Consider the following 16,702-nt stretch of genomic DNA (forward strand, 5'->3'; position numbering starts at 1 on the left):
TGTCCGCCGGCTTTGTATTAGCCTTTCAGCCGTTCCTGCTCTTCCAGATGCTTGCGGAGCCGGATTAAATAATCCGGCGCATCCAGCGGATCGGTGACGATCAGCTCAATGATGCACAGCCGACTCGTCTGGGCCTGCTCTGCCGCTGCAATCGCCTCATCCAGCTCGCGGTTGGTGCGGGCTTGGGCCGTGAATGCCGTACCGCCAAAAGCTTCCGCGAGCTGCGTATAACGCCAGGCGGGAATTTGATTGTACCGTTGATTGGCGGTCTTGACGTTCAAATACTTTTCGATCGTATAGCCGTTGTTGTTCAGAATAAACAAAATCGGCCGGCAGCCGTTGTCCAGCATCGTGCTTATTTCTTGAACCGTCAGCTGCAGGGAACCGTCCCCCGTAAACAACAGCACCCTTCTATTCGGCTTCGCAACGCAAGCCCCGAACGCGGCCGGCGTTGCATAGCCGATACTTTGCCAGCCCTGCTGAACGACATAATCGGCGCCCGCCGGAAGCCGCACTTGCGACATGCCGTACGCAAAGGTTCCTGTTTCGACCACAACAATATCTTTGTCTTTCAACATGCGCTGAAAGCGCGGATAATACGAGGCCGCGCGCATCGGCTGATCCGGTTCCCCGATTATAGCATCGTAAGGGAAAGAAACGGGAGGCAACCCTCCGTTCCGTTTCCAGCCGGCCGCGCTCAAGGCCGCGATCAGATCCGCTGCCATAACCGGCTCGTATCTGGATTCCCCGACCCGTACATACTCCGGCTGAATGTCCACGAGGCGGAGACGGTCGAGCTTTGCCGTTTCATTCCCCGAATTGATGTCGGTCCACACCATCCCGACCGCAATTACACAATCTGCGCTCTCCACGATATGTTTTACTTGTTCGCTGCCGAACGCTCCGCCGTATACGCCGATATAGTTCGGGTGTCGTTCGTCAAAGCTGCTCTTGCCAAGCAGGAGCGAAGCGGCCGGTACGTTCAAACGCAGCGCAAGCTGCTGAACGGCATCCCGGAGTCCGTAGCGGAGCGTTAGCATATCTGTCAGCAGCACCGCATGGTTTGCCCCGTTCAGAAGTCCGCCGATATGCTGAACCGCCGCATCGAGCGCAGGCTGGCTGCTAACGGTTTTCTTCTCTTCCGGGGCAACGCGACGAACGATGGGCTTGGTGACCAAATCGATTGCGACCATCAAATAAACCGGCTTGCGCTTTTGCTTGGCTATGCGAATTGCCTCCGGAATCTCCTGTTCGGCATTCTCAGGCGTCAAGATCGCCGTGTAGGCGCACAAGTGCGTGTACATTTGCCGGAATACGTCAAAGTCGCCGTTCAGCAGCGTATGATGCATCAGCTTATGCGCCTGTTGATCCGTCGATTTGGGAGCTCCGACAATATGCACTAGAGGCACATATTCGCTGCTCGCTCCCGCAACCGTATTGCAGGCGCTCATCTCTCCGACGCCGAAGGTCGTAATAAGCGCCGACAGGCCTCGGAGACGTCCATAGCCGTCGGCTGCATAACCGGCGCCCAGCTCGTTGCGTCCGTTAATGAAGCGGATTCCTTCATACCGCTCCAATGTATCCAGCAGGCTGAAATTGTAATCGCCGGGAATGCCGAAAATGTCGGTAATTCCTTCCGCCTTCAAACAATCGAAAAGGTACTGTCCGAGCGTGAGAGAAGATACCGGCATGGCGGGTGCGGGTTGCTTCTTATCCGTTCTCGTCGCTATTAATGTCAATGGTCTATATTCCTCCTTGTTAGCTTTCGCAGGAAAGCCAGTTTTGCCCTTGTATGGGCAGGTCTCGCAGCTTCCGCTCTAAATTGCCCCATTTGCCCCTTCGACATTCCCGGTTGTTATCCGGTTCTACTAGTACAAAGTCAGACTCAAGGGATCGAATCTTCGAGTCTTCCCTAATACACAGGATTAGCACTGACTTTGTACTAAGGCTGCAAAAATCGGACTGCCATGGAGTCTTTGCTTAATACCTGGAATCGATACCCTTGTTCTTGCAGCAATCGGATAATATCCGGCAGCGCTTCGACAGTTGTTGTTTTACCGGCCGAATCGTGCATAAGCACAATAATCGTTTGCTTCCCTTGTGCTCCTTGCCGTACCGACTCGACGATATCCTCGCGTTTTTGCATTTTGGACGCTGCATCGGTCGAACTGACGTTCCAGTCGAAATACACATATCCCTCTTCGCTTATCGCAGCGGCAATATCGGACATAATGCGGCTGCCGCCGTGTTTGCGGGCTTGGTGGTTGTTGGACCCTCCGGGAAAACGCAACAGCTCCGGGCGCTTCCCTGTCGTCTGTTCCAATAAGGTATTCAGCTTTTCTACATCTCGCTTGAACGAAGCGACGGACTTGTACACCGTCGAGTAGTCATGGGAAAATGTATGGTTGCCGATCGCATGCCCGCTATCCGTTATTTTTCGGTACAGGTTCCGCCCTTGCTCAGAGCCATTGCCGATCACGAAAAAGGTTGCCTTGACACCAAATGTGTTTAAAATGCCGAGGATGTGTTCCGTGTTAAGGGAAGGACCGTCGTCAAAGGTAAGATAAGCGATTTTGGCGGGTACTGAAGCTTTCGGGACGGAGGAAATCAATGGCTCTCGCACAGATTCGCCAGTTGGCGCCGGTTCGCCGGACGATTCCTTGCCGGTATCGGCGGCGTTTTCCATTTGCGGCGAATGAGTAGGCGGTCCCGATTGCAACGGCGGCCCGTTCGCACAAGCAGATAATACAAACATAATCGCTGCGGCATAAATCCAACCTCTGCTTTTCAATGGTATCCGCCCCCTGTTCCAATCTATTGGTAGTATGTCGTTGTCCGCCGTTCGACTATGGGTACCAATGTTTGCCTGACGCACGATTGGAACTTCATCCGATCGACAAAAAAGCCCGCGATGGACGCGGACTTGAATGGTAAATCCGTTTCAACTGCCGCACTCCTGTTCCTTCATTCCGCCGGGATGACGTATCCTGTCTTTGCAGATAGTATTCGACTTCCCTGAAAGCGTCTCCAATCTTTGGCCCGGCACCGTTTGCGGCAGGCGCCGCCATTTGCACAAAATCGACTTTTTTGCCGGTCAAACGCGCATCGGCTTCCGTTTCGTATGGTAAACTGGTGAATATCCAATCTGGAACCGTGAACCCGTTGAAACGGTTCGTTATCGAGGTGAGCTGCCATGTACTTGCGCAAAATCGAGACTGTGGATTTACCAGCCGTGGTGGGCAAAGAAACCGGAGGGGGCATTCATCCGTACCACGAAATTCTTTTCATATCGGAAGGGACGGTACTGCTTCAATGGATAAACCGGGACTATGTGGCGTCCGCGCCCGCTCTATTCCTGCTGTCTCCGAATACCCCGCACACGCTGATCAGGAAATCGGCCTTCTGCCGTTTCGGTTTCATCGAGCTGGACATGGAGGGCTCGACGGAATTTCCGAACCTCGCCCAAGCGCGCTTATGGAACGGGATGCAGTCCGACAAAGATCCGCTCGGGGCGGGGATCGCTTCGATTTACGAGATGGCCTTCCAAATCTGGAACAACCTGAATCCGCTTAACCCGTACAAATCGATCGCCATGGACCTGATTCCACTGGACATCCGCAAGCTGCTGCTGCTCGTCTCCTGCTTTCTGAACGCGCGGGAGCCTCGGCTCGCCGACCCTTCCCGGGTTCCAGCCTTTCCGGATAAAGCCGATGCCACCGAACGGATTCATAAGGTCATCCGATACATGGAATCGAACTATCAGAACCCGCTGACGATCACCCTGCTGGCCTCCCATGTTTATTTGGACGTCTCCTATTTCATCCGGTCCTTTCATAAAATCGTCGGCAAAACGCCGCTTCAATATTTGCACGAATTGCGCCTGAACGCCGCGATCAGCTTTTTGTCCACGACAAAGATGTCCATCCAGGACATTACGAACGAGATCGGCTTTCAGAGCATTCACTATTTCAGCAGGCTGTTCAAGCAAAAGTATGGAGTCAGCCCGTCCTTGTGGAGAACGCGGCACATCAGCTGAAAGAGACCGGACGTCAGGGAAAAAACGCTTTCCCTGACGTTCGTCCTAAACCGGAGAAGTCATTCGTAGGGAACGGGCAGTTCTTTGCCGGCTTCCGCCGACGTGCCGGTCGTCTCCAGCACCGCGATGACCCGCCGCGTCTGCTCCGGCTTCACCTCGAGCTCCGCGCCGTTCATCAGATGATCGGCGATATTGCGGTAGTACGCCATCGGCTGGCTCGGTACGTACGGAATTTTGCTTTCGACCTGGACGCCATTCTCCTCGGTGTGCAGTGTCAGCTGTCCGTCGCCGTTGTCCACGACGGCGCCCTTCGTCCCGAGAAAGCGGCGGGCCGCCTTGCCGATCCGGGCGATCGAGGATTGCTGCACATGGGCGAACGCGCCGTTCTCGAAGGAGAGGATGCAGTCGATATGATCCTCGTTCGTCGTTTCATGCCAGACGCGGTTTTGCACGAATCCGCGAACGGAACGAATCGGCCCCGGCACGGTGCGGAGCAGCCAGTCGACGTAGTGCGCCCCCCAATCGTAGAACGCGCCTCCGGATAGCTGTTTATCGGAACGCCACCAGTCGCGCGGACGCTGATAGGAACCGAAAAACATCTCGACATGAAAAATATCGCCCAATACCCCTTTGCCGATCAAATCCTGCAGCGTCAAAAACCAGTCGTCCCATCTGCGGTTATGGTATACGCTCAGCATCAGTCCTTTTTGTGCCGCCAGACGGACGAGCTCATCCGCCTCCTCGGCATGGATGCACATCGGCTTCTCCACGATGCAATGTTTCCCGCTTGCCAGTATTCGCTTGGCGAGCTCCGCATGCGTGTTATGGGGAGTAATGACCGTAACGAGGTCCAAATCGTCCTGCGCCAGCAGCTCCGCTACATCGGTATAAGTGCGGATGCCAGGGAAGTCTTGGCTGGCCTGCTCCGCTCTTGCCGGGTCCAGATCGCAGGCGGCGGCGAATTCGAAACCGGCCTCCATCATTTGCCGAGCATGCGCCATGCCCATGTTGTACGCTCCGCCGTATCCGATTACGGCGCTTTTCCATACCCGTTCGCTTGCCATCGTCTTCCTCCGCCTTCGTTATTTGGCTTTAAGCTCGGCAATCTTCTTGGTGAATTCCTCGTCGGCCTGACGGAGCGCCGTATTGATATCGCTTTTGCCGGTGACGTAGTTCAGCAGTTGATTGCTTGCGCTCGTCACTCCGTCCCGATCGAATGCCGTAACCGGCGGAATGACCGGATACGTTTGGGTAAACAGCGGCTTGAGGTTTTTGCCTTTGGCAGCAGGATTGTTTTCAAACGCATGCTCCAGCAAGGTCGTGTCCTTCAGCGCGGATACGCGTCCGTTCTTGCTGGCTTCCGCCTGCACTTCGGGATCGGTGCTCAAATAAGCGATGATCTGGAAGGCCAGATCGCCATGCTTGCTGCCTTGGGGAAGCAGGAAGCCGTCGGAGAACAGGCCGGCATTGACATTCGGCTTCGCCTTGAGCGTCGGGAATGTGACGACGTCCCAACGGAACCCTTCCTTCTCCGCGGCAACCATGTCGGTGTTTTGCAGCAGCAAAATATCCGGGAGCATGGCCGTTGTCTTCGCCTTCAAAAATTCGTCTCTCGTGCCGAACGGGCTTTTGAGCGGCTGGTTCGACACGTCGTTAATCCGCTTGAACAAATCGAACAAAGCTTTCCAGCCGTCGCTCGTGAGCTGCGATTTCTCCGTTTTCGCATCGATAAAAGCAAGCTCGCTTTGCATTTGCAGACGGTTCAGGGAATACGGCGGACGAAGGCCGACATAGCTCGTATCGCCCTCGGTGCGCGTCAGCTTCTTGCCGAGCTCGATCACTTCATCCCAGTTCATATTGTCCTTCGGATAAGCGACCCCGAATTTGTCGAATAAGTCTTTGTTGTAGTGCAGGGCGAACGCGAGGACGTTGTACGGCATGTAGAAGATTTGGCCCTGGTCCGAATAAGATTTGATATTGTCGATCATTCTGGTATCGTATTTGTTAAAATCGAAGCCGTTCTTCTTCGCTAGCGGCTGCAGGTCGATCGGCACTTTGAGCGGCGTCAGCATGTTGATGTTGGTCAAGCCGCCCCAGATGATGTCCGGAATCTCGCCGGCTTGCAGCAAATCCTCGATCGTGCTGCCTTTTTGGTTTTTGACCAACTCTAGCGTCACGTTCGGGAACTTCTTCTTGACGAACTGGTTGATATATTTCTCGAAATCGTCGAGCACCGTATGGGCGTAAAATTTCAGTGTGACGGGTTCCGCAGCCTTCGTTGCGGCCGTGTTGCCCGGCGTTGCCGCGCTTTCCGGCTTTTTCTCTCCGCCGCAGGCAGCCGTAGCGGCTGCCATGGCTAGAAGCAAGGATGCGAGCGCTATTTTCTTCATGGGGTTAAAGCCTCCTGTAACCGCTTAGTCGCGGAATGATGGTATGCGATGGAACGTGGTATAGTTGGCGTCGTGGAAATTGTGGGCGCCGTTCAATGCCGTGCGGGACACGAACAGCAGATCGTCGCCGTCGACGATCCAGTCCACGTACTGGAAGCCGACCTGCCTGTCGTTCTCGGGCCAGCCGTTGTGCTCGTAATTCAAGATGTCCCGGACGACCTCCCAGCGCTCCATGTCCGCCGAACGGACCAGCGCCAGCACGTTACGCTGACCGGCATTTGTTCCGGTGACCCGGCTGACCAGGGACCAATATTTGCCCGAGCGCTCGTCGTAATGGACCGTAAACTTGGACATATTGCCGTGGAAATCGATCGTTTTGCCGAAGACGAGCGGCGCGTCGGGACGTTCCGCATCAGCATACAGCACGATCGTTCTGCCGTAATTCGGAGTGCCGCCGATCGTCTGGTAGCGGGGAATGACCGCGAGACGCCCGTCGGGGGCGACAACGGCATTGCCCTCCAGCAAATTCGGCAGCGAGCCGCCGCTGATCGCGCCCGGCCATTGCGGATCATACGGGAGGAACGGCGTCGTCGTCCAGCTTGCCGCGTCGAGCAGATCCGCGTCCTCCGGCGCGGACAGCATCCCGGTCCGATGGCCTCCGGCCTTCCAGGCGCCGCAGTCGATCGACGTCCAGATCCGGTTGCGGTGCACGATCACCGGCATCGGCGCCTTATGCGGACCGCCCGTTTCCCGAGTGCCGCCCTTCATCAATATCGTCGGGGCGCCCCACGTATCTCCGCCGTCCTCGGAACAGCCGATCAGTAAATCCCCGTATTCCGTGCTTGTGGCAAGCATATACAGCCGTTCGCGATGGACGAACAGCTTCCCCCAGAAGCAGGGGTACAAGTAGGAGACGAACCGCCAAGTCCGCCCGTCGTCGTCGGAGCGGAAAACCATGCTCAGATTTTGCCCGGCTTCCATCCAGAACACATCGTGAGAAACGACGAGCCGGCCGTCGGGCAGCTTGACGATCGAAGGACTGGCCGTCGACCGTCCGGAAAACTCGTACGTTCTATCTTCCGGATGAATGTAATTGACGATCGTCCCCGGCACGAGACCGCATCGGAACAGCCGGGCCGGGCCTACGACGGTAGCTGCGGAGCCGTCCCCCGAAAGCCGGGTCAAATGAACCCGGTAATCGATCCCGTTATCCAACCCCGATATGGTAACGCTCTTATGATCCTCGTCCGCATCGAACCGCCGTACGATCGGCTCCCGGCCTGCCGCCTGCAAATTCACCTCCAACAAGCAAGCCCGGCTGTCCCCCTCTCCCTTTCCATTCGTACGCCAGCTAATCTGTGCCTCTCTGTCTCCCGGCGCTATCCGATCGATATGCAGCTCTTCCGCGAGGCTGCCGGTTTCCCCCGTCCAGCCGTCCGTGCCGCCGCTATTCCATGCCCGCCTTGTCAAATTGCCGTTCACCCGCGTCGCTCCCCCCTCTGAATCGCCTGCTGTTGCTCGTGATCGCTTTCAGGTTCTAATCATAGCAAACCGGGCACGGCGGGTCTTTAGAGAAAATCTCTTAATATGCCTTGCCCCCTCCCGAAGAGAAATCGCTTTCTCGTGCTTGCTTCTCATACCTATTTGCACAATATCGTCATGACAAAAAAAAAGAGAAGCTTGAACAATCTCAAGCTTCTCAATGACCTTCGGGCCTGACGGCCCCGCACCGTCGGTTAACCGACCAGACTACGTCGCGCTACTTCAAGCCCCGTTAAGGTGCATAAGCGCAATCTGGCGTATCCGTTCCTTATCCTTACTTTAGTGTGGCAGCGAAACTGCCCCCGCCCTTACGGGCATTCGCGCACCAGCTCGAGAATTTGGGAGAAATCCGTAATGAGATGATCTGCCCCGTCCAGCTCGCTTGCTTCGCCGAACTCCGCGTAGCGGCAGCCGATGACGGTCAAGCCGTTGCCCTTGCCCGCCTCGACGTCGGACGAGCGGTCGCCGACCATCCAGGCGGAGCGGATGCCATGGTGCTCCAGCAGCAGCCGCACGAGGTCGACCTTGGAGCGGGTCGCATACTCCCCGGCGCTGTACAAGCCGGTAAACAGCTCCGCAAGCCCTTTGCGGCGGATCACCTCTTTAACGTACACCTCGAGTCCGTTGCTGGCGACGAACAGCTTGATGCCTTTGGCGTGAAGCGCGCGCAGCGTCTCCTCGACTCCGGGGTACAGCACCCCTTCGCCGCGCTCCAATCCTTCCGTCTGATGGCGCAGCAGCAGCTCGTCGGCGCGGGCTCGCACCCGTTCGTCCGCATCGGGCAGCACCCGCGCCCATATATGCTCCAGCAGCATGCCGAGGCTGCTCAGCACGAGCTCCTTCGGCGGCGTTCCTTTCGTATACGTACCTTCCCGGTTTAGTTGATCGAAGGCGGCATCGTAGGCGGGAAGCAGCAGCGTTTCGGTTTGGAACAGCGTCCCGTCGAGGTCGAATAGCATCGCTTCCGGACATGCTGATTTCATGATTGCGCAGTCTCCTTTTGGATAGGCCGATTTGGGGTAATACTATTACCCTATCAAAGCATGTCCGATCGTCCGGTGTCAACATCCGGCGATTTCGGAAAGCAGCGCAAAATCGCCTCGAACACGGGCGAAACGTTTTGTTCGGATTGTCTAGCAAAGAAAATAATTTTCATGTATAATGGAAATATACAAAAATAATTTTCTTATCCTGAAGAGGTGAACGCTCTCGCCATGTCGGATTTGTTGAATTCGATTCACGAGCAAATGCCGGGCCTGAACCCGAAGGAGCAGGCGCTGGCCGCCTTTATAGCCGAACATCCGCAGCTGGTCGTGCGCATGAGCATCACCGAGCTGGCCGATCAGTCCCAGACGAGCGCCGCCACCGTGTCCCGCTTCTGCAAAAGCTTTCACACCGGCGGCTTCTCCGGCCTGAAGATGCAGCTGGCCACGGAGCTGGCGCTGCAGCCTGCGGCGGATTCGTACCAGGATATCGTCGCCGGCAACACGCTGGAAAGCATCGTCTCGGCGATGGAGACGAACCATATCCGTTCCATCTCCGACACCTCACGCCTGCTCGATCCGAGGCAGTTGGAGAAAGCCATTGCCGCGCTGCACGGAGCCGGCCAGATCGACGTATACGGCGTGGCGACCTCCGGCGTCGTCGCCCAAGACTTTTATCAGAAGCTCGTGCGCGTGGGCAAAAAAGCGACCGCCTTCTCCGATCCGCATATGCAGATTACGTCGGCCTCCGGTCTTGGCGAAGGCGATACGGCGTTCGCCATCTCGTATTCCGGCGAAACGCCGGAGACGATCGACGCGCTGCGCTGCGCCAAGGAACGCGGGGCCGTGACTGTGTCGCTGACCAAGTACGGCCCGAGTACGCTGTCCGCCTTGGCGGATATTCCGCTGTACACGTCCTCGCTGGAGGAAGGCATGCGCCGGGGGGATATGGCTTCCCGCATCGCCCAACTGCACGTCATCGACATTTTGTTTACGGGGCTGATCAGCGAATCGTTCGATGATTATGTGCCCAAGCTGGAGCTTTCTTATCAACTGGTGAAAAAATATCGCAAAGAAAAAGGGAGATAACTAGCATGAATATTTTAACATTCCGCTCCACTCAAGAATTGAACGAAGCGGGGGCGGGCATCATTACCGGCCTCGTTCAGACGAACCCGCGCGCGGTGCTCGGCTTGGCAACGGGAGGAACGCCTGTCGGCATCTACGAGGAAATCGTAGGCTCCCACCGCAAAGGAATGGTCAGCTTCAAATCCGCTACCTCGTTCAACCTGGACGAGTACGTCGGCATCGCCGAGGATCATCCGGAAAGCTACCACGCTTATATGAACCATCATCTGTTCGCGCACGTCGATTTCGCCAAGGAACGCAACCATATTCCTAACGGCAACGCGGCCGATCTGGAGCAGGAATGCGCCCGCTACAACCAGTTGCTGGAAGATGCCAAGCAGATCGACCTGCAGCTGCTCGGACTCGGCCATAACGGACATATCGGCTTCAACGAGCCGGATCATGCGCTGGTCAGCGGCACGCATATCGTCAAGCTGCGTGACGAAACCCGCGAGGCGAACGCCCGGTTTTTCGACTCGATCGAGCAGGTGCCGACGCATGCGCTCACGATGGGCGTAGGCACGATTCTGAAGGCGAAGATGATCCTGCTCGTCGTGCGCGGCGCGGACAAGGCCGAGATCGTCCACCGCGCCTTGACCGGACCGATTACGACCGAATGCCCGGCTTCGCTGCTGCAAACGCACCCGCACGTCGTCGTGCTGCTGGATAACGAATCGGGGAGGCTGCTGAACGCATGAGCGCAAAACGGATCATCACGAACGCAACCATCGTCACCGAGCACGAAGTGATCGAAGGCGGCCATATCGTTCTGTCCGGCGGAACGATCGAAGCGATCGGGCGCGGCCCTGCGGCCGCCGACTCCGCGGCCGAAACGATCGACGCGGCCGGCGGCTGGGTGCTGCCGGGCTTCGTGGACGTCCATGTGCACGGCGGCTATGGCGCGGACTTTATGGATGCGAGCCGGGAATCGCTTGATACGATTACGAAATTCCACGGAGGCAACGGGACGACCTCTATCGTCGCGACGACGCTAACCGGCCCGCGCGAGCATTTGACCAAGGTGCTGGAAACCGTGCATGCGTACATGCAGGGCGATATGCCATACGCCCAAGTAGTCGGCGTTCATCTGGAAGGACCGTTTATTAACGTGAAATACAAAGGGGCACAAAACCCGGCTTATATCGTCCCTCCGCAAAAGGAATGGCTGGAGGAATGGCATGCGGCTTACCCGGAACTGATCCGCCAGCTGTCTCTCGCGCCGGAGCAGGAAGGGGCGCTGGAGCTGATTGCGTGGCTGCGCGAGCACGGCATCAACGCTGCGGCGGCGCATACCGACGCCACCTACGATCAAGTGATCGCGGCGGCAAACGCCGGACTGAACCAGGCGGTGCATACGTTCAATGCGATGACCCCGCTTCACCACCGCAATCCGGGCACCGTCGGCGCCGTTCTGACCGACGACCGCATCCATGCGGAGGTCATCGCCGACGGGCACCATGTTCATCCGGCCTGCATCGGGCTGCTGACCAAGGTGAAGACGGCGGATAACCTGATCATCATTACCGACGCCATGTCGGCGGCCGGGCTTGACGACGGCATCTACGATCTCGGCGGACTCGCCGTGCAAGTAAGCGGCGGGGTGGCGACGCTCGTCGAAGGCAACAGCCTGGCAGGCAGCACGCTGACGATGATCGAGGCGCTCCGGTATGTGACGTCCCGCGTCGCCCTGACCGTTCAGCAGGCGAGCCGCTACATGAGCGGCAATCCGGCCCGGCAGCTCGGCATCTTCGGCCGGACCGGCAGCCTCGAGGCGGGCAAGCAAGCCGACGTGCTGCTGATCAGCCCCGAGCTGGAGCTGCAGCGCATCTGGGCCGCCGGCCGGGAAATCGAGCCTTACCGGGCGTAGTCGAGCGAGGCGTTAGCCGGCTTGGGTGGTGGACAAGCAGGGGGATAGATGGTTTGGGTGGTAGATGGATTGGTGATAGATAGCCAGGGTGGTATCCGCAAAAGTGACTCCTTTTCGCTGAGATAATGCGCTTTCGAACACTAACATACGTCTCTCGCACGAAATAGCCCGCTTTGGCCGGGCTTCGCGGCACCGTAGTGTCCAAAGGACCAAAGGAACACTATATCCGCAAAAGTGACTCCTTTTCGCTGAGATAATGCGCTTTCGAACACTAACATACGTCTCTCGCACGAGATAGCCCGCTTTGGCCAGGCTTCGCGGCACCGTAGTGTCCAAAGGAGCACTATCTCCGCAAAATTGGCTCCATTTCGCAGGGATAATGCGCTTTCGAACACTAACATACGCCGCTCGCACGAGATAGCCCGCTTTGGCCGGGCTTCGCGGCACCGTAGTGTCCAAAGGAACACTATCTCCGCAAAAGTGGCTCCATTTCGCAGGGATAATGCGCTTTCGAACACTAACATACGCCGCTCGCACGAGATAGCCCGCTTTGGCCGGGCTTCGCGGCACCGTAGTGTCCAATGGAGCGCTATATCCGCAAAAGTGACCCCTTTTCGCTGAGATAATGCGCTTTCGAACACTAACATACGCCGCTCGCACGAGATAGCCCGCTTTGGCCGGGCTTCGCGGCACCGTAGTGTCCAAAGGAGCGCTATATCCGCGAAAGAGCCTCCATTTCGCTGAAATAATGCGCTTTCGAACACTAACATACGTCTCTCGCACGAGATAGCCCGCTTTGGCCGGGCTTCGCGGCACCGTAGTGTCCAAAGGAGTTACTACTTAGGTCAGCCAAAAACTGAAAATCATGGCGAATGGCAGCGGAGAGTGAGGCAAGAATGGGGAGTTGCTGTTTGCGCAAGGTGGAGATGAAGCTGCGGGCACGAGCAAATTGATCCGCTCCTTGACGGGTGCGGAACGTGCCGGAGATTTTATGTTTGACCTTGGCCATGCGAAGATCGCGTTCGGCCTGGTTGTTATCGAAAGGAACACGGTCATCCCGAAGAAAACGGAGAATCGCCTCCTTGTGAAGTCGGAAGCGCTCGCCGAGATTGGCGGCCTTGCTCTTGCTTTTCCGGCCGCAAGGCCCGGTCTTCTCCCGCTTACGACCCCGCTGCGATTCAGACTTGCCGAGCCGTAAGATCGCCTCATATCGAGAATCGATATAGGTCAAGGTGTTGGGAGCCAGAGGGCGGTTGGCTTGTCGTGCTGATCGGACCAGTCGCCAACTCTGTTGAAGCAGGCCTTTCATCTGCGAGGCCCAGTGATGATGGTCGTACTCCGCGATGCCCTGGCATTCCCTCAAGAGATGGGCGCCGCATAAGGCATGTTGAAAAGAATACTTCTCTTTGAAATAAGGCATATTGCAGTCGTGCACGAGAATGCCGGTGTAACGGGGCAAGAGGCCGAGGTCATCGAAAGCCTTGCTGCCGCGGTGTTCGTGAACCCCTTGAAACGTCCAGTTGGGGGTAGACAGATTATGCAGCCACACCTTGGACTTGTCCACCCGAAGGGTCGTCTCGTCCGCATGGGCAACCTGGGAGCTCAGTACCCGCTTACGAATCGTCTGTTCGTAGGGCGCCAGTTGCGTGTGGGCCCTATCCAGACGGGAAAGAAGTGTCGCTTCACTGGGACGATGACCGGTCAGATCGGTAAAGATCTCGCACGTCCGACTCAGGGGCAGCATTTGATACGCCATCAGATAAACCGTCCAGGTAGTCAGGCTATCTCCGTACTGAACCGGGGCGTTGACTTGGTCTGGAAAAGCGGCCTGTTGCATGGAACGGCAGTGCGGGCAGCATTTCTTCTCCGCCCGATACTCGGTAATGAGGAAGCGAGGTTGCGGGAGGTCGAACACTTGGCGCTTCTCATACCCTTCGCTAGGTTCCCCGACAAGGGAGGCGGCACAATGCGAGCAAGTCGTCACCGGGTGCAGAATAATTGTATCGGGATGTTCGGACAGGTGCAGGGTATGTCCCGTGTGGCCTTTGGGGGCTCCCTTTTTTCCACCAGACTTGCGCGAATTCGAGGGTTTACGGAACCCATCGCTGGAAGGTGGTTTGCTGCTATTTTGACTATTTTGACCCAATTGCCGTTCCAATTCGGCCACCCGATTTTCGAGTGCGACAATCCGGGCAGCCTGCTGATCGATGATTTCCAGCAGCCGGGTAATGACCGCAGCAATTTCGCTTGGTGTACCGTGGCTGATTCGTTCAATCTCTTCCGGACTCATTTTCATAGCCAGTCGATCCCCTTTTCCCTTCAAAACTCGGTTACCCATTTTTAACCAAGTTTTTCATGTTTGAAAAGGGGACCTAAGTAGTAACCCAAAGGAACACTATCTCCGCAAAATTGGCTCCATTTCGCAGGGATAATGCGCTTTCGAACACTAACATACGTCTCTCGCACGAAATAGCCCGCTTTGACTGGGCTTCGCGGCACCGTAGTGTCCAAAGGAACACTATATCCGCAAAAGTGACCCCTTTTCGCTGAGATAATGCGCTTTCGAACACTAACATACGCCGCTCGCACGAGATAGCCCGCTTTGGCCGGGCTTCGCGGCACCGTAGTGTCCAAAGGAGCACTATCTCCGCAAAAGTGGCTCCATTTCGCAGGGATAATGCGCTTTCGAACACTAACATACTAGCCTCTATCGCCAGTGTCTGCAATCCGCTCAAGCCCCTGAAACAAGGTGGCCTGCGAAAGGTTTTCGAGTCGGCCTCTGGCCTCTCCCAATAAAGACAATCGGCCCGCCATACGCGAGCCCCGCACCAAAAAAGACGACCGGTCCGCACATGGCGGATCGGTCGTCTTCGATTCACTCTTTATTTTTCCCAAAGCGCCTTGACGCCCTTATAGATCAGCGTCCCGGAAAAAACAATCATCGAAAGCAGCCCGGCCCCGTCCAAAACCGGTTCTACGCCGCTCAGGAACGAATCGGCCGCCGGCATGGCCGTCAGCACGTAACCGCCCAATATGCCGCCAACGTAGGTGAGGAGTTGTTTATCCATGGATCTCCACCTCCTGTCCGCTTGATACTGCCAGTTTATGCAACGATGCGGCAGCGTGCTTGGACAAGAGGCTGTTTTCTATGAAACTACTTTACAAATCCTTGCTCTTTGATCTGCTTCGCCGCTTCGTCGACATACGTTTTATACTTGAATGTCGTCTCAAGCGTCTTGAGGAAATCGGCATATTCGGCGATCGGCCGTTTGCCGGTGACGAACTTGATCATCTCTTCCTCGGCGAATCGGTCGGCGTCGGCTTTATTAAAGCCTGTCGGCGGAATGACCGAGCTGTCGAACGAGGAGATGCGCGGCGTCTTGATGGCGAACTCGGTCGCTTCGGCCTGATTCGGGAATTTGATCGCCAAATAGTCTTTGTTCGGGCGCCCGGTGAACTGGTACAGGTTGAAATAGTTGCCTTCCTTCGCCATCAGGTCGGTCGGCACCAGCTTGCCGTCCTTCATGTTGTAATGCTTGCCCTCCAGACCGTACATGACGAGCGTGTTGCCTTCTTTGCCGGAGATGTAATTCAGCACGTCGAACACCTTTTGCAGCTTCGCTTTGTCTTTCTCCAGCGCCTTCGGGATTACCCAATAGCGGGACGGCCGGTCGTAATCGTAAGAGCCGTCGAATTGCCCGCCCGGTCCTTTCACCGGCGTCATTTGCACCCAATCCGCCTTCGGATTGATTGCCTTGTACTGGGCGACGAATTCGTCTTTGGCGATGTCCGTCCAGCCTTTGAAGATCAGCCCGGCTTTGCCCTGGAACGCCTTCTGCACCTCGACGTTGCCCTTGTTGGTCATCAGTTCCGGATCGACCACGCCAGCGTCGAACAGCGACTTGATATACTTGAGCGCCTCCGGCATGCCGGGATCGTAATAGGCATTCATCACCTTGCCGTCCTTCTGGTAGAACGAACCGGGCAGGCCGACTCCGTAAGCGCCCAAAATGGTGGCGAAGCTGTCCAGTTTGGCGCCGGTGATGCCGTACGTGTCTTTTTTGCCGTTACCGTCGGGGTCCTGCTCGGTAAACGCCTTGGCGACTGCCGCGAACTCCTCCAGCGTGGTCGGCACTTTCAAATTCAGCTTCTCCAGCCAATCCTTGCGTACCCACATCGAGCTGAACGGCACGTCGGCAGTCCGCGGGATGGCGTACTGTTTACCGTTGACCGTCACCTTCTTCAAAATATTCGGCGTCAGGCCGACGACAAAGTCCTTCGCCGCCCTCAGCTCTTTGTCCATATAAGGCGTCAGGTCGAGCAGCAGCCCCTTGTCGGCGAATTCCTTCACATCGGGAAAATCCACGGAAAACAAATCGGGATAATTGCCACCGGACAGCCTTACCCGGATCTGGTTTTTATAGTCGTCGCCCGAAGCGATCGCCGTCAGCTGCAAGTCGACGTTCAGCTTCTTGTCGATCGTCTTCTTGACATCGTCGGCATCGGCCGCAGGCAAACCGGAGGCGGCCATCGCCACTTGCAGCTTGACCGGCGCGCCGCTTTCCGCCGGCTTGCCCCCTTCCGCAGAGCCGCTTCCATTCCCCGTCTTTGCGGTATCCGAGCCGCATCCGGCCAGGACGCCCCCGGCGAGCAAGACCGTCGCGAGTCCAAGCGGCGCCCATCTTCGGGCCGAGTGTTTGCTTTCTCTTTTGGCTTCATGCATACGTTCCATATAGGTCCCCTTCTTTCTGTCGGA

The 16,702-nt window shown here is 56.7% G+C and carries 13 protein-coding genes; 4 read left to right on the forward strand and 9 right to left on the reverse strand.

What is annotated here, in order from left to right:
* Nucleotides 1-17 precede the first annotated feature (17 nt).
* Both ABD796_RS05480 and ABD796_RS05485 read right to left on the reverse strand, forming a co-directional pair.
* On the reverse strand, nt 18-1,691 hold the full coding sequence (locus ABD796_RS05480; protein ID WP_344904248.1) for an alpha-keto acid decarboxylase family protein: 1,674 nt from the start codon (nt 1,689-1,691) through the stop codon (nt 18-20).
* 251 nt (nt 1,692-1,942) lie between these two features.
* On the reverse strand, nt 1,943-2,875 hold the full coding sequence (locus ABD796_RS05485) for a polysaccharide deacetylase family protein (protein WP_344904005.1): 933 nt from the start codon (nt 2,873-2,875) through the stop codon (nt 1,943-1,945).
* Between the two features lie 318 nt (nt 2,876-3,193).
* Between ABD796_RS05485 and ABD796_RS05490 the strand changes: the two genes are divergently transcribed.
* Nucleotides 3,194-4,036, forward strand: coding sequence for an AraC family transcriptional regulator (locus ABD796_RS05490; protein ID WP_344904008.1), 843 nt, complete (start codon nt 3,194-3,196; stop codon nt 4,034-4,036).
* A 59-nt stretch (nt 4,037-4,095) separates the two neighbouring features.
* Here the strand turns inward: ABD796_RS05490 and ABD796_RS05495 are convergent, their stop codons facing one another.
* From ABD796_RS05495 to ABD796_RS05510, 4 genes are all read right to left on the reverse strand, one after another.
* Nucleotides 4,096-5,100, reverse strand: a complete 1,005-nt coding sequence (locus ABD796_RS05495) for a Gfo/Idh/MocA family protein (RefSeq protein ID WP_344904011.1) — start codon at nt 5,098-5,100, stop codon at nt 4,096-4,098.
* Between the two features lie 18 nt (nt 5,101-5,118).
* Nucleotides 5,119-6,426: an ABC transporter substrate-binding protein gene (locus ABD796_RS05500; protein ID WP_344904014.1), complete on the reverse strand. Its 1,308-nt coding sequence runs from the start codon at nt 6,424-6,426 to the stop codon at nt 5,119-5,121.
* A 24-nt stretch (nt 6,427-6,450) separates the two neighbouring features.
* Nucleotides 6,451-7,908, reverse strand: a complete 1,458-nt coding sequence (locus ABD796_RS05505; protein ID WP_344904017.1) for a sialidase family protein — start codon at nt 7,906-7,908, stop codon at nt 6,451-6,453.
* Nucleotides 7,909-8,276: 368 nt separating this feature from the next.
* Complete coding sequence (locus ABD796_RS05510) at nt 8,277-8,951, reverse strand: HAD family hydrolase (protein ID WP_344904020.1); 675 nt, start codon at nt 8,949-8,951, stop codon at nt 8,277-8,279.
* 231 nt (nt 8,952-9,182) lie between these two features.
* Between ABD796_RS05510 and ABD796_RS05515 the strand changes: the two genes are divergently transcribed.
* From ABD796_RS05515 to nagA, 3 genes are read left to right on the forward strand one after another with little or no spacing between them, the layout of a single operon-like run.
* Nucleotides 9,183-10,040 carry a MurR/RpiR family transcriptional regulator gene (locus ABD796_RS05515; RefSeq protein ID WP_344904023.1) on the forward strand — a complete coding sequence of 286 codons (858 nt, stop codon included), beginning with the start codon at nt 9,183-9,185 and terminating at the stop codon, nt 10,038-10,040.
* 5 nt (nt 10,041-10,045) lie between these two features.
* A complete protein-coding gene (nagB, locus tag ABD796_RS05520; protein ID WP_344904026.1) occupies nt 10,046-10,777 on the forward strand; it encodes a glucosamine-6-phosphate deaminase in 732 nt (243 codons plus the stop codon).
* On the forward strand, nt 10,774-11,946 hold the full coding sequence (gene nagA, locus ABD796_RS05525) for an N-acetylglucosamine-6-phosphate deacetylase (protein WP_344904029.1): 1,173 nt from the start codon (nt 10,774-10,776) through the stop codon (nt 11,944-11,946). Before nagB ends, nagA begins: the two co-directional genes overlap by 4 nt.
* A gap of 763 nt (nt 11,947-12,709) precedes the next feature.
* Here the strand turns inward: nagA and tnpC are convergent.
* The 3 genes from tnpC to ABD796_RS05540 form a co-directional block, all read right to left on the reverse strand.
* A complete protein-coding gene (tnpC, locus tag ABD796_RS05530; protein ID WP_344904032.1) occupies nt 12,710-14,242 on the reverse strand; it encodes an IS66 family transposase in 1,533 nt (510 codons plus the stop codon).
* 586 nt (nt 14,243-14,828) lie between these two features.
* Nucleotides 14,829-15,014 (reverse strand): hypothetical protein, encoded by a 186-nt coding sequence (locus ABD796_RS05535; RefSeq protein ID WP_344904035.1) that lies wholly within the window; start codon nt 15,012-15,014, stop codon nt 14,829-14,831.
* 86 nt (nt 15,015-15,100) lie between these two features.
* The gene (locus ABD796_RS05540; protein ID WP_344904038.1) at nt 15,101-16,678 is read right to left on the reverse strand and encodes a type 2 periplasmic-binding domain-containing protein; all 1,578 of its coding nucleotides are present in this window, start codon (nt 16,676-16,678) and stop codon (nt 15,101-15,103) included.
* Nucleotides 16,679-16,702: the final 24 nt, after the last annotated feature.

It is taken from the genome of Paenibacillus hodogayensis (assembly GCF_039536325.1).
GTDB lineage: Bacteria > Bacillota > Bacilli > Paenibacillales > NBRC-103111 > Paenibacillus_AB > Paenibacillus_AB hodogayensis.